This window comes from Sphingomicrobium sp. XHP0239 (genome assembly GCF_039555325.1).
GTDB classification, from domain to species: Bacteria; Pseudomonadota; Alphaproteobacteria; order Sphingomonadales; family Sphingomonadaceae; genus Sphingomicrobium; species Sphingomicrobium maritimum.
The window spans coordinates 423,629-436,585 of sequence record NZ_CP154608.1 but is presented as its reverse complement, the minus strand read 5'-3'; the positions used below and the strand labels follow the sequence as shown (position 1 = coordinate 436,585).

At 64.2% G+C, this 12,957-nt stretch carries 11 protein-coding genes; 9 read left to right on the top strand and 2 right to left on the bottom strand.

What is annotated here, in order from left to right; translation table 11 throughout:
* Positions 1 to 17: 17 nt before the first annotated feature.
* From purC to WJT74_RS02175, 4 genes are all read left to right on the top strand, one after another.
* A complete protein-coding gene (purC, locus tag WJT74_RS02190) occupies positions 18 to 809 on the top strand; it encodes a phosphoribosylaminoimidazolesuccinocarboxamide synthase (RefSeq protein ID WP_343346321.1) in 792 nt (263 codons plus the stop codon).
* On the top strand, positions 810 to 2,975 hold the full coding sequence (locus WJT74_RS02185; protein ID WP_343346318.1) for a primosomal protein N': 2,166 nt from the start codon (positions 810 to 812) through the stop codon (positions 2,973 to 2,975).
* 66 nt (positions 2,976 to 3,041) lie between these two features.
* Positions 3,042 to 4,598, top strand: a complete 1,557-nt coding sequence (locus WJT74_RS02180) for a tetratricopeptide repeat protein (RefSeq protein ID WP_343346316.1) — start codon at positions 3,042 to 3,044, stop codon at positions 4,596 to 4,598.
* A gap of 34 nt (positions 4,599 to 4,632) precedes the next feature.
* Positions 4,633 to 6,183 carry a cryptochrome/photolyase family protein gene (locus WJT74_RS02175; RefSeq protein ID WP_343346313.1) on the top strand — a complete coding sequence of 517 codons (1,551 nt, stop codon included), beginning with the start codon at positions 4,633 to 4,635 and terminating at the stop codon, positions 6,181 to 6,183.
* Here WJT74_RS02175 and ada read toward each other — a convergent pair.
* On the bottom strand, positions 6,180 to 7,217 hold the full coding sequence (ada, locus tag WJT74_RS02170; protein WP_343346310.1) for a bifunctional DNA-binding transcriptional regulator/O6-methylguanine-DNA methyltransferase Ada: 1,038 nt from the start codon (positions 7,215 to 7,217) through the stop codon (positions 6,180 to 6,182). The two genes, WJT74_RS02175 and ada, sit on opposite strands and share 4 nt — an antisense overlap.
* 7 nt (positions 7,218 to 7,224) lie before the next feature.
* Complete coding sequence (locus WJT74_RS02165; protein ID WP_343346307.1) at positions 7,225 to 7,692, bottom strand: DUF1203 domain-containing protein; 468 nt, start codon at positions 7,690 to 7,692, stop codon at positions 7,225 to 7,227.
* 111 nt (positions 7,693 to 7,803) lie between these two features.
* Between WJT74_RS02165 and WJT74_RS02160 the strand changes: the two genes are divergently transcribed.
* The 5 genes from WJT74_RS02160 (at position 7,804) to atpD (ending at position 12,956) form a co-directional block, all read left to right on the top strand.
* Positions 7,804 to 8,271, top strand: a complete 468-nt coding sequence (locus WJT74_RS02160) for a GNAT family N-acetyltransferase (protein WP_343346304.1) — start codon at positions 7,804 to 7,806, stop codon at positions 8,269 to 8,271.
* Positions 8,272 to 8,457: 186 nt separating this feature from the next.
* Positions 8,458 to 9,024: a F0F1 ATP synthase subunit delta gene (locus tag WJT74_RS02155; RefSeq protein WP_343346302.1), complete on the top strand. Its 567-nt coding sequence runs from the start codon at positions 8,458 to 8,460 to the stop codon at positions 9,022 to 9,024.
* Positions 9,025 to 9,050: 26 nt separating this feature from the next.
* Positions 9,051 to 10,580 carry a F0F1 ATP synthase subunit alpha gene (gene atpA, locus WJT74_RS02150; RefSeq protein ID WP_343346300.1) on the top strand — a complete coding sequence of 510 codons (1,530 nt, stop codon included), beginning with the start codon at positions 9,051 to 9,053 and terminating at the stop codon, positions 10,578 to 10,580.
* A 9-nt stretch (positions 10,581 to 10,589) separates the two neighbouring features.
* Positions 10,590 to 11,468, top strand: coding sequence for a F0F1 ATP synthase subunit gamma (locus tag WJT74_RS02145; RefSeq protein WP_343346298.1), 879 nt, complete (start codon positions 10,590 to 10,592; stop codon positions 11,466 to 11,468).
* A 21-nt stretch (positions 11,469 to 11,489) separates the two neighbouring features.
* Complete coding sequence (atpD, locus tag WJT74_RS02140) at positions 11,490 to 12,956, top strand: F0F1 ATP synthase subunit beta (protein WP_343346296.1); 1,467 nt, start codon at positions 11,490 to 11,492, stop codon at positions 12,954 to 12,956.
* Position 12,957 lies beyond the last annotated feature (1 nt).

The window sequence follows — 12,957 nt, the reverse complement described above, 5'->3', positions numbered from 1 at the left end:
ATCGAAGCAGGACAACCATGGCACGACGGCGGCAGATCTACGAAGGCAAGGCGAAGATTCTCTACGAGGGTCCCGAGCCCGGCACGATCATCCAGTATTTCAAGGACGATGCGACTGCCTTCAACGCCCAGAAAAAGGGCCAGATTGCGGGCAAGGGTGTCCTCAACAACCGCATCAGCGAATATATCTTCACGTCGCTGGGGGCGATTGGCGTACCGACCCATTTCATCCGCCGACTGAACATGCGCGAGCAGCTGGTTCGGCAGGTCGACATCGTGCCGATCGAGGTCGTCGTGCGCAACGTCGCGGCGGGCACGCTGACCAAGCGTCTCGGGATCGAGGAAGGTACGCAGCTGCCGCGCACGATCATCGAATATTACTACAAGGACGACGCGCTGGGTGATCCGCTGATCGCGGACGAGCACATCGCCTGTTTCGGATGGGCCAGCCAGGAAGAGATGAACGACATGGCCGACATGGCCATCCGCGTGAACGACTTCATGAGCGGCCTGTTCGCGGGGATCGGAATCAAGCTCGTCGACTTCAAGCTGGAGTTCGGTCGGCTCTACGAAAACGACTATGCGCGCATCATCCTGGCCGACGAAATCAGCCCCGACAGCTGCCGCCTGTGGGACATGAAGTCGAACAAGAAACTCGACAAGGACCGCTTCCGGCAGGATCTCGGCGAGGAAGCCGAAGCCTATCAGGAAGTGGCCCGCCGCCTCGGTCTCCTGAAGCGCGAGGAAGGCGAGGAAGACGGCGCCGTGCTCGATTTCGATGAAGCCAAGAAGAAGCGCGACGGGCAGTAATTGACCGTCCGCCGCGTCCGGGTCGTCACGCTGAATGCCGCGTTGGGGCCACTCGATTATCGACTGCCCGATGGACTGGAGGCGCCGCCCGGTACTCTCGTGACCGTCCCGCTCGGCCCTCGACAACTGGTAGCGGTGGTCTGGGAAGCGGATCGGCTACCGACCGAAGAGGTCGGCGACAATCGTCTCCGCTATCTGATCGGCGCGGTCGACGTTCCACCGCTGTCCGAACCGCTGCGCCGCCTCGCCGAATGGGCCGCAACCTATTATTGCTCGCCGCTGGCCGCCGTACTTCGAATGATGCTGCCGAGCGCGGCGTTCGCAAATCCGCGCAGCCTCGTCGAATATCGGCTGACCGGCGCCACACCGGAGCGCATGACGCCGACCCGAGAGAAAGCCATACGGGCGCTGGATGATCGCCAGGGCAGCGTTCGCGAACTGGCGAGCGCGGCGGATGTCTCGGATGGCGTGATCCGAGGCCTGGTGAAGGCGGGCGCACTGGAGCCTGTCGAGGTCGACGCCGATGCGCCGTTCCCGAAGCCCGATCCGGATTTCGCGCCCGTGAAGCTTCGCCCCGAGCAGCGCAGCGCCGCCGAGCGATTGACGGCGGCGATCGGCGGCGGCTTTGCGCCGATCCTGCTCGACGGGGTGACGGGATCGGGAAAGACCGAGGTCTATTTCGAGGCCGTCGCCGAGGCCTTGCGACAGGACCGACAAATTCTCGTCCTCCTTCCCGAAATCGCGCTGACCGAGCCGTTCCTTGCGCGTTTCGAGAAACGGTTCGGCACCGCCCCGGTGGCCTGGCATTCGGGACAGCGATCCTCGCAGCGCCGGCGGGCCTGGCGTGCGATCGCCGACGGCAGCGCGAAGGTCGTGGTGGGCGCGCGGTCCAGCCTGTTCCTGCCCTATGCGAACCTCGGCCTCATCATCATCGACGAGGCCCATGAAACCAGTTTCAAGCAGGAGGACGGGGTCCAGTATCATGCTCGCGACGTCGCCGTCATGCGCGGAAATTTCGAAGGCCTGCCGGTCGTCATGGCGAGCGCGACGCCCGCGATCGAAACGCGCCACATGGTCGAGATCGGGCGATACGACGAGGTGACGTTGACCGAACGGCATGCCGAGGCGCAGCTCCCCGACCTCGCGGCGATCGACCTGACGCAGGATCCGCCGCTCCCGGGCAAGTGGCTCGCGCCCAAACTGGTGCGCGAGCTGGAAGCGAATCTCGAGGCGGGCGAGCAATCCCTGCTGTTCCTCAATAGACGTGGCTTTGCGCCGCTGACGCTGTGCCGCAATTGCGGGCACCGCTTTCAGTGCCCCAACTGTACGGCGTGGATGGTCGAGCACCGGTTGCTTGCCCGCCTCGCTTGTCATCATTGCGGCCACGTCATGCCGCCGCCAGCCGCTTGTCCCGAATGCGGAGAGGAGGACAGCCTCGTCGCCTGCGGCCCCGGTGTCGAGCGGATCGCGGACGAAGTCGCGCTGCTGCTCCCCGACGCGCGCACCGCCATCGTCACTTCCGATACGATCTGGAGCCCCAAGAAGGCCGCCGAATTCGTCCGCGCGATGGAGGGTGGCGAAATCGACATCGTGATCGGCACCCAGCTTGTCACCAAAGGCTACCACTTTCCCAACCTGACGCTGGTCGGTGTGGTCGATGCGGATCTGGGACTGCAGGGTGGCGATCTTCGCGCGGCCGAACGCACCTTCCAGCAAGTGAGCCAGGTCGCGGGGCGCGCAGGGCGAGGCGAAAAGCCCGGCCGCGTCTTCATCCAGACGCACGAACCCGATCACCCGGTCATGGAAGCGCTGGTCTCGGGCGACGGGCCCGGCTTCATCGCCGCCGAGACCGAGGCGCGCCGCGCTGCCGCCATGCCCCCTTTCGGTCGCCTCGCCGCGATCATCGTGTCGAGCGAGGACGAGGGTGCCGCCAAGCAGATCGCCGCCAATCTCGGCCGTGCGCGCCCGCAGATCGACGGCATCGCCATCTATGGCCCGGCCCCGGCTCCGCTCGCCATGCTGCGCGGACGTCATCGACAACGACTTCTGGTCCACGCCGAACGCCGCGTCGACGTGCAGGCGGCGATTCGCGACTGGCTCGACGGTGTCGAATGGCCCGCCAAAGTCCGCGTTGCGGTCGATGTGGACCCCTATTCCTTCGTCTGATGTTGTAACCGGCCGTCAAACCAATAGGATGCTCTGCGCTCGGTTCAAAAGAGTTGGGGTTGGGACATGGTGCGACTGAAGTTGTGGTGGGCGCTGTTGCTTGCGCTGACGACGGTGATGGCGAGCGAGGCACGGGCGGACGATTGGTATCTCGTCGAGACCGACAATTTTCTTCTTTATTCCTACGACGACGAGGCAGACACGAAGGCGTTCGCCCGCGACCTTGAGCGGCTCGACCAGGTGATGCGGATCCTGACCGGGATCGGCCCCGCCCGCGAGCCCAGCCCTTCCTACAACAAGGTGACCGTCTTCCGGTTCGGAGAAGGCAAGGACATCGGTCGTCTTGCCGGATCGCGGTGGGTCGGAGGGTTCTTCATTCCCCGCGCCGGCCAGCCCGTCGCCTTCGTACCCAAGACGGCGACCAAGGTTCGAGGCCTGGGCCAGAAGGCGTCGGGCCTCGAGCTCGATCCCACGGGCGTGCTGTATCACGAATATGCGCACTATTTCATGTACCGCCATGCGCCCGCGGCCTATCCGGCCTGGTACAGCGAAGGCTTTGCCGAACTCTTCTATACGATCGACCTCGGCGATGATCGCTTCACGATCGGTGAGCCGCCCGCGAGCCGCGCCTACTCGCTCGGCACGATGCGCCCCGAGACACGCAAGATGTTCGGGTCGAAGGAGGGAGACGACGTCGACCGGATCGAATCGGAACGTGTCTATGGTCATGGGTGGTTGCTCTCGTCGCATCTGCTGCTCGACCCCCGCCGCTCGGGCCAGTTGAGCCGATACCTCACCCTGCTCAACCAAGGCCGAAATTCGCGCTCCGCTGCTGAAGAGGTCTTCGGCGATCTCGATGCGCTCGACGCAGAACTCGATGCCTATCGCCGATCCAATGCCCGGATCCTGCATATCCCCTACTACGACACGAGCGAACCGCGCTTGTCCGTCCGACGGCTGACCGACGCCGAAACAGAAGTGATCCGGATGGTCGCGCAGTCGAATGCCGGTGTGACCGAGAAGGAAGCCCGCGGCCAACTATCGCAGGCACGTTCCGCGGTGGAGAAATATCCGGAAAGCGTTCCCGTGCTTCTGGCGGCGACCGAGGTCGAGTTCGACAACGACAATTTCGACGAAGCCGAACGCCTCGCGAACGCCGCCCTTGCGATCGATTCCGACAGCATGGGCGCCGCGCTCTATCGTGCGCGCGTATCGCTGGCACGCGGTGCGAAGGATGCCGCCCATTACGACGAGGCGCGACTGCGCTTTGCCGCCGCGAACCGCATCGACAACGACGATCCGCGTGCCCTGAACGGCTATTATCTGGCGCACATCCTCGACGATCGTGAAATCAACGACAGTGTCGCGTTGGCGCTGGAGGCGGCGCATCGCGAGGCGACCTACGATCGCTCGATCCGTCGCACATTGGCGCACCTGCTGATGAACGAAGGGCGCCGCGACGAAGCCTTCGTGGTCATGACACCGCTGATGAACGATCCCCATTCCAAGGATGGCCAGGAAATGATGGCTCTCTTCCGCAGCGAAAAGGATGAAGATCGCGCCAAGCTGATGGAAATGCTCGCCCCGAGGCCGCACGGGTGGGAGCCGCCCGAAGACGAATGAGGAACCGGAGGGGATTGCGGGGGCTTTGACGTCCATGGCCAAGATCCTCGTCCCCATTCTCGGCGATCAACTGTCGCATTCTCTCGCCAGCCTTCCGGACGAGGACCCCTCCGACGTCGTCGTGCTGATGATGGAGGTGCACAACGAGGCGACCTACGTCCGCCATCACGTCCAGAAGATCGCGCTGCTCTTTTCGGCGATGCGCCACTTTGCCGCAGAGCTGGAGGAGCGCGGGTTCGAAGTCGACTACGTCAAGCTCGACGACGACGGTAACAGCGGCAGTTTTACGGGAGAGGTCGAACGCGCGCTCGCCCGACACGATGTGGCCTCGATCCGGATCGTCGAGGCGGGCGAGCGGCGGGTTGCCGATGCGATCGCCGGCTGGGAGAAGAAGTTCGACCTTCCCGTCACCATTCTTCCCGACACGCGCTTCCTGTGCACGATCGAGGAATTCTGCGGCTGGGCGGAGGGACAGAACAGTCTGCGCATGGAAACTTTCTATCGGATCATGCGCAAGAAACACGATTTGCTGATGGACGGCGGCGAGCCGGTGGGGAAACGCTGGAATTACGACAAGGAAAACCGCGACAGCGCGTCGCCCGACACCGATTTCCCCGACCGTCCGATCTTCGAACCCGATGACATCACGCAAGAGGTATTCGACCTCGTCCGATCCCGTTTCGACAATCATTTCGGAACGCTCGATGCCTTCGCCTGGCCCGTCACCGCCGCCGAAGCCGAAGAGGCGCTCGACGACTTCATCCAGAACCGCCTGCCCTGCTTCGGCGCGACGCAGGACGCGATGCTGGCGGGCGAGGATTTCATGAACCACGCGCTGTTGTCGACCAGCATCAACTGCGGCCTGCTCGATCCGCTCGACGTCTGCCGCCGCGCGGAAAAGGCCTATTCGGACGGTCGTGCGCCGATCGAGGCGGTCGAGGGGTTCATCCGCCAGATCCTCGGCTGGCGCGAATATATCCGCGGCATCTACTGGTATGAGGGGGTGGGCTACCGGGACGAGAACTTCTTCGGCAATCGCCGCCACCTGCCCGATTTCTACTGGACGGGGGACACCGAGATGCGCTGCCTGTCCGAAGCCGTGCGCACCACCCGCGATCATGCCTACGCCCATCATATCCAGCGACTGATGGTGCTCGGCAACTTCGCGCTCATCGCGGGGATCAAGCCCGAACAGGTCCAGGATTGGTTTCTGGTCGTCTACGCCGATGCCTACGAATGGGTCGAACAGCCCAACGTGGTGGGCATGGCGCTCTACGCCGATGGGGGCGACATGGCGTCGAAGCCCTATGCTGCGAGCGGCAATTACATCAACAAGATGTCCGATTACTGCAAGAAGTGCCGATACTCGGTGAGCAAAAAGACGGGCGAGGATGCCTGCCCGTTCAATCCGCTCTACTGGGACTTTCTCGACCGCAATCGCGACAAACTGGAGAGCAATCACCGGATCGGGCGGATCTATTCCACCTGGGACCGGATGAGCGAGGAGAAGCGACAGGAATATCGCGACAGCGCGGCGAAGTTTCTCAGATCGCTACAGCCGCAGACCGAGGACTACGCGCATTAGAGCAGGCTCGGCGCTGCGCCTTCCGCCTCAAGCAACTTGCGCTTGCGCTCCAGACCGTAGGCATAGCCGCCGAGGCTGCCGTCGGACCGTACGACGCGGTGACAGGGAATAAGAACCGCGACATTATTGGCGCCGTTCGCGCTTCCCGCCGCACGGACCGCTCCGGGTTTGCCGACGGCCGCGGCGACTTCGGCGTAGCTTCGCGTCTCGCCGGGCGGGATTTTTTGGAGTTCCTGCCAAACCGCTTCCTGAAAAGCCGTGCCAACGACGTCGAGCGGCAGGTCGGGCATGGCCAAGGGCGCCTCGACGGCCCGAACGGCCCCCTCCACCCATGCGGCTATAGTGCCGCCGTCGAGGACGATCTCGGCATGGGGAAAGCGCGTCCTTAGCGCAGCTTCGTCTTCGTCGAAGCTCAATCGGCAGATGCCCTTGTCGGTGGCCGCCACCAGCATCGGTCCCAAGGCGCTTTCGACCCGGGCATAGCGGATCGTCACGCCCTTACCTCCACGCTTCCACGCGGAAGGTGCCATGCCCAGCCGGTCGGCGTCGGCGTAAAAGCGGCTGGAGGTTGCGTATCCCGCCGCGTAGATCGCCTCGACGACCTTGCCGCTTCGGGCTAGCGCCTCGCCGGCCCGCTCGGCGCGGCGGGCCCGCGCATACTGCGCGGGAGAGACGCCCATCGCGCGCTTGAAGACACGCTGAAAATGGGTCGGCGAATAGCCGCTGAGCGCGGCGAGATCCTCGAGGGTCGCGGGCCCTTGGTCGAGCCGCGCGACTGCAGCAGCGACCGCTGCCTCGTCGGGAGCGATATGATCGGGCGAGCAGCGCTTGCACGCGCGCAGGCCCACGCCGCGCGCCGCTGCGCCGTCCGCGAAGAAGCGGACGTTCTCGCGCTTGGGATGGCGCGCGGCACACGAAGGGCGGCAGTAGATGCCGGTCGTCAGCACGCCGGTCACGAACTGCCCGTCGGCGCGTCGGTCGCGTGCTTTCACCCGTGCCCATCGCTCGTCATCGGTAAGGCGGATCGAGTCCATTATGCGATCATGCCCGCTCCGCGCGCGCCGCGAAACAGCCATGCGCCGCATTGTGGACGTCGACATACTCGATTGACGGATCGGCGAACGCCTCGCGCAGCTTTTCATCCGCCTCACCCGGCTCTGCAAGTGACGCGGCCCGAAGCATGCCATTGGCCGAAAACTGACGCAGGGCCAGTGGGCGGCCCTCGAACACTGGTGGTATCTCGCCTTCGCCACAAGCCATCCGATCGGCGGCCTCGCGAATGTAAATCGCATAGGCCGAGCGATAGGGAGTCGCGACGTCGTGGCTGACGTGGTGAAAAAGGATGAGCGCCTCTCCCCTGTCAGCGTCGCGAAGGCTGGCACGGCAAGGAAAGCCGCGATCGGCATCGGCAATCACACGCCGTGCGCCGACCTGATCAAGCGCTTCATCGTCGAGATCGCGAAATCGGTCGATAAGGGACGGCTCGAGGCCACAGATGCGATAGGTCATATCGGGTTCCTTTCGCTTTCGGACTAGCGCCGTCGGAGCGCGCTCGCGTCCCGATCCTTGCGGTCAAAGATTCACCTTGCCGAGCGGCTAGGCGTTTCGCACTCCATCGCAATGGGCGAACGAAGCATCCATCACGGCGAACTGCAGCACGACGACGTGCGCGAACTGCTGGCACAGCACTTCACAGAAATGCGCGCCGGATCGCCGCCGAGCGCCTGCCACGTCATGACCGCCGACGCGCTGGTCCGAGACGACATCCTGTTTCTCAGCCTTCGCGGCGACGATGGCGAATTGCTCGGCGTCGGGGCGCTGCGGACGCTCGACGCGACGCTCGGCGAAATCAAGTCGATGCGGGTCGCGGACGGTGCACGGGGAACGGGCGCCGGACGTGCGATGCTGGACGCGATCGTTGCAGAAGCCCGCACGAACGGCATGACCCGACTGTCGCTCGAGACTGGGACGGGCGCTCTCTTCGAGCCTGCCAACCGCCTGTATCGCGCCGCCGGAATCGAGCGATGCGGCCCCTTCGGCGGCTATCGAGCGAGCGATTTCACCTTGTTCTACACGCGCGCAATCTGAGCGGTTCGCGGCGTCGCGCGCCCGACTGCGCGCAAAAGCGTTTCGCACGCCTTGCACTCCCGCCCACCCCTTGCTAGGGGCGCGCCAACCCATGCGGGGAGCTCGATTTTCCGGTTTCGGAAAAAGCGCGTCGAAGCTCTCCTTTTGGCATGCAATGACACTATTCGAGACCGGAGCAGCATCCAGGTGGATATCAGCGGCGGGATGAAGGCCAGCTTGGCGGGACGTTATGCAAGCGCCCTGTTCGACCTTGCGCGCGAGAAAAGCGCGATCGACACGGTCAAGGGGAGCCTCGACAAGGTGAGCGATGCGTTGAAGCAGTCGCCCGAACTCGGTGCCCTTCTCACCTCCCCGGCAATCTCGCGCGATGACTCGCTACGAGTGATGCGCGCGCTGTCGGTGGAGATGAAGCTCGACAAGATGACGGCGAACTTCCTCGGCGTCATGGCCGAGAAAGGCCGCCTCGCAGCGCTTCCCGACGCGATCCGCGTGTTCGACGCCCTTGTCGCGGCGCACCGCGGCGAAGCCCGCGCCACCGTCACCAGCGCGCGTCCGCTGACCGACGCGCAGCTGAAGACCCTGTCGGAGAAGCTCACGCAACGTGCGGGCCGCACCGTCCACATCGACACCAACATCGACCCCGATCTTCTGGGCGGGGTGCGCATCCAGATGGGCTCGCAGCTCATCGATGCCAGCGTCCAGACCAAACTCAACCAGCTCGCCAACCGGATGGCGGGCGGAACGGCGCTCTAGAGCGCGCCGCCAAGGAAAGGCTGAACATGGATATCCGTGCCGCTGAAATCTCCCGCGTGATTCGCGACGAGATCGAGAATTTCGACGCCGAGGCGCAGGTCACCGAAACGGGCAGCGTGCTGTCGGTCGGCGACGGCATCGCCCGCGTCCACGGCCTCGACAAGGTCCAGGCCGGCGAGATGGTCGAATTCGCCAGCGGCGTGAAGGGAATGGCCCTGAACCTCGAAGCCGACAATGTCGGCGTCGTCATCTTCGGGTCGGACCGCGAAGTGGCCGAAGGCAGCCAGGTCAAGCGCACCGGCGACATCGTCGACGTGCCGATCGGCAAGGGTCTTCTCGGCCGCGTCGTCGACGCGCTCGGTAATCCGATCGACGGCAAGGGCCCGATCGAGTTCACCGAACGTAGCCGCGTCGAAGTGAAGGCCCCTGGCATCATCCCGAGGAAGTCGGTTCACGAGCCCGTGCAGACGGGTCTCAAGGCTCTCGACGCGCTCGTTCCCGTCGGCCGCGGCCAGCGCGAGCTGATCATCGGCGACCGTCAGACCGGCAAGTCCGCTGTGGCGCTAGACACCTTCATCAACCAGAAGAACGTCAACCAGGGCGACGACGAGAGCGAGAAGCTCTATTGCATCTACGTCGCCGTCGGCCAGAAGCGTTCGACCGTCGCGCAGATCGTCCGCGCGCTGGAAGAAAACGGCGCGATGGAATATTCGATCGTCGTCGCCGCGACCGCTTCGGAGCCTGCGCCGCTGCAGTTCCTCGCGCCCTACACCGGCTGCGCGATGGGCGAATATTTCCGCGACAATGGCATGCACGCCGTTATCGTCTACGACGATCTGTCGAAGCAGGCCGTCGCCTACCGCCAGATGTCGCTGCTGCTGCGCCGCCCGCCGGGCCGCGAAGCCTATCCGGGCGACGTCTTCTATCTCCATTCTCGCCTGCTCGAACGCGCCGCGAAGATGAACGAGGATAATGGCTCTGGCTCGCTGACCGCACTGCCGATCATCGAAACGCAGGCCGGCGACGTGTCAGCCTACATCCCGACCAACGTGATCTCGATCACCGACGGCCAAATCTTCCTCGAGACCGACCTGTTCTACCAAGGCATCCGCCCGGCGATTTCGGTCGGTCTCTCGGTCAGCCGCGTCGGCTCGGCCGCGCAGACGAAGGCGATGAAGAAGGTCTCTGGCTCGATCAAGCTGGAGCTCGCGCAGTATCGCGAAATGGCCGCCTTCGCCCAGTTCGGCTCGGACCTCGATGCGTCGACCCAGAAGCTGCTCGCTCGCGGTGCACGCCTGACCGAATTGCTGAAGCAGCCGCAGTATCAGCCGATGCCCATGGAAGAGCAGGTCGTTTCGATCTACGCCGGCACCAACGGCTTCATCGACGATGTGAACGTCGATGACGTGACGCGCTACGAGGCCGCGATGCTGAGCTACATGCGCAGCGATCATGCTGACGTGCTGACCACGATCCGCGAGACCAAGAAGCTCGAGGACGACACCGCCGACAAGCTCAAATCCGCGCTCACCGAGTTCGGCAAGCAGTTCGCCTAAGGAGCAATCATGGCCAGCCTCAAGGCACTCAAGGGCCGGATCAACTCGGTCAAGTCGACCCAGAAGATCACCAAGGCGATGAAGATGGTCGCGGCTGCGAAGCTGCGCAAGGCGACCGAGCGTGCCGAGGCCGGGCGGCCCTACGCCCAGCGTCTGTCGGACGTCGTCTCCAGCCTCGCGAGCCGCATCACCGTCGGGCCCCAGAGCCCGAAGCTCATCGCGGGCTCGGGAGCGGACGAAAAGCATCTGATCATCGTGGCGTCGGGCGATCGTGGGCTGGCGGGCGCGTTCAACACGAACATCGCCAAGGCTGCCCGCGTGAAGGCCGAGAAGCTGATCGCGTCGGGCAAGGAGGTCCAGTTCTACGTCGTCGGCCGCAAGTCCAAGCCGCTGCTGCGCCGCGTTTTCCCCGACACCATCTCGGGCGAATATGACACGTCGCAGGCGAAGAACCCCGAGTATGCTCAGGCGCAGGCGATTGCCGACGAAATCGTCGACCGCTTCCAGTCGGGGCAGTTCGACGTCGCCCACCTCGCCTATGCCGAATTCGAAAGCACGCTCACGCAGACGCCGCGCGTCGATCAGCTGATCCCGGTCAAGCCGGACGCGGGCGAAGCGAGCGAGGGCGCGGACGCCGCCGTCGAATACGAACCGGACGAGGAAGCCATTCTCGCCGACCTGCTGCCAAAGAACGTCGCCATCCAGATCTATCGCGCGATGCTGGAAAACAACGCCGGTTTCTACGGCAGCCAGATGACCGCGATGGACAATGCCACGCGCAACGCCGGCGACATGATCAACAAGCTGTCGATCAAGTACAACCGCCAGCGCCAGGCCGCGATCACCACCGAACTCGTCGAAATCATCTCGGGCGCCGAAGCGCTCTAAGAAGCCAGAGGAACAAGAACCATGGCCACCGCCGCACCCGCCGCCAAGGCAACCAACACCACGATGGGCCGCATCGCGCAGGTCATCGGCGCCGTCGTCGACGTCGAGTTCGACGGCGAGCTGCCGCCGATCCTCGGCGCGCTGGAAACCAGCAACAACGGCCAGCGCCTCGTCCTCGAGGTTGCGCAACACCTTGGCGAGAATATCGTCCGTACCATCGCGATGGACGCGACCGAGGGGCTTACCCGCGGTCAGGACGTGCACGCCACGGGCAGCATGATCGAGGTTCCCGTCGGTCCCAAGACGCTGGGCCGCATCATGAACGTCACCGGTGAGCCGATCGACGAGCGCGGCCCCATCGGGTCGGACAAGCACATGCCGATCCACGCCGATGCGCCGTTGTTCGTCGATCAGTCGACCGAATCCGACATTCTCGTCACGGGCATCAAGGTCATCGACCTTCTCGCTCCCTACGCGAAGGGCGGAAAGATCGGCCTCTTCGGCGGCGCAGGCGTGGGCAAGACCGTGCTCATCCAGGAATTGATCAACAATATCGCCAAGGGTCACGGCGGCGTCAGCGTGTTCGCCGGCGTCGGCGAACGCACCCGCGAAGGCAACGATCTCTATCACGAATTCCTCGACGCAGGCGTCATCGCCAAGGACGAGGACGGCAATGCCATCTCCGAAGGCTCTAAGGTGGCGCTCGTGTTCGGCCAGATGAACGAACCGCCGGGCGCGCGTGCCCGCGTGGCGCTCTCGGGCCTGACCCAGGCCGAATATTTCCGCGACCAGGAAGGCCAGGACGTGCTTTTCTTCGTCGACAACATCTTCCGCTTCACGCAGGCGGGTTCGGAAGTGTCGGCGCTGCTCGGTCGTATCCCGTCGGCCGTGGGTTACCAGCCGACGCTGTCGACCGACATGGGCGCGCTGCAGGAACGCATCACCTCCACCAACAAGGGCTCGATCACCTCGGTGCAGGCCATCTACGTCCCCGCGGACGATTTGACCGATCCGGCCCCCGCCACCTCGTTCGCCCACTTGGACGCCACCACGACCCTTTCGCGCGCCATCTCGGAACTCGGCATCTATCCGGCGGTCGATCCGCTGGATTCGACCAGCCGCGTGCTCGAGCCGCGCGTCGTCGGGCAGGAGCATTACGAAACCGCCCGTGCGGTCCAGGAAACCTTGCAGAAGTACAAGTCGCTTCAGGACATCATCGCCATCCTCGGCATGGATGAACTGTCGGAAGAAGATAAGCTGACCGTGGCCCGTGCCCGGAAGATCCAGCGCTTCCTGTCGCAGCCCTTCCACGTCGCCGAGGTCTTCACCGGCATCCCGGGCCAGTTCGTCCAGCTCGAAGACACGATCCGCAGCTTCAAGGCGGTCGTGAACGGCGAGTACGACCATCTGCCCGAATCGGCCTTCTACATGGTCGGCGGCATCGACGATGCAGTCGCCAAGGCCGAGAAGATGGCGGAAGACAGCTAAG

Excerpts from the sequence above, each read along its gene's own strand:
- purC (WP_343346321.1), top strand. The coding sequence starts at position 18 with ATGGCACGACGGCGGCAGATCTACGAAGGCAAGGCGAAGATTCTCTAC.
- WJT74_RS02180 (WP_343346316.1), top strand. The coding sequence starts at position 3,042 with ATGGTGCGACTGAAGTTGTGGTGGGCGCTGTTGCTTGCGCTGACGACG.
- WJT74_RS02175 (WP_343346313.1), top strand. The coding sequence starts at position 4,633 with ATGGCCAAGATCCTCGTCCCCATTCTCGGCGATCAACTGTCGCATTCT.
- ada (WP_343346310.1), bottom strand. The coding sequence starts at position 7,217 with ATGGACTCGATCCGCCTTACCGATGACGAGCGATGGGCACGGGTGAAA.
- WJT74_RS02165 (WP_343346307.1), bottom strand. The coding sequence starts at position 7,692 with ATGACCTATCGCATCTGTGGCCTCGAGCCGTCCCTTATCGACCGATTT.
- WJT74_RS02160 (WP_343346304.1), top strand. The coding sequence starts at position 7,804 with ATGGGCGAACGAAGCATCCATCACGGCGAACTGCAGCACGACGACGTG.
- atpA (WP_343346300.1), top strand. The coding sequence starts at position 9,051 with ATGGATATCCGTGCCGCTGAAATCTCCCGCGTGATTCGCGACGAGATC.
- WJT74_RS02145 (WP_343346298.1), top strand. The coding sequence starts at position 10,590 with ATGGCCAGCCTCAAGGCACTCAAGGGCCGGATCAACTCGGTCAAGTCG.
- atpD (WP_343346296.1), top strand. The coding sequence starts at position 11,490 with ATGGCCACCGCCGCACCCGCCGCCAAGGCAACCAACACCACGATGGGC.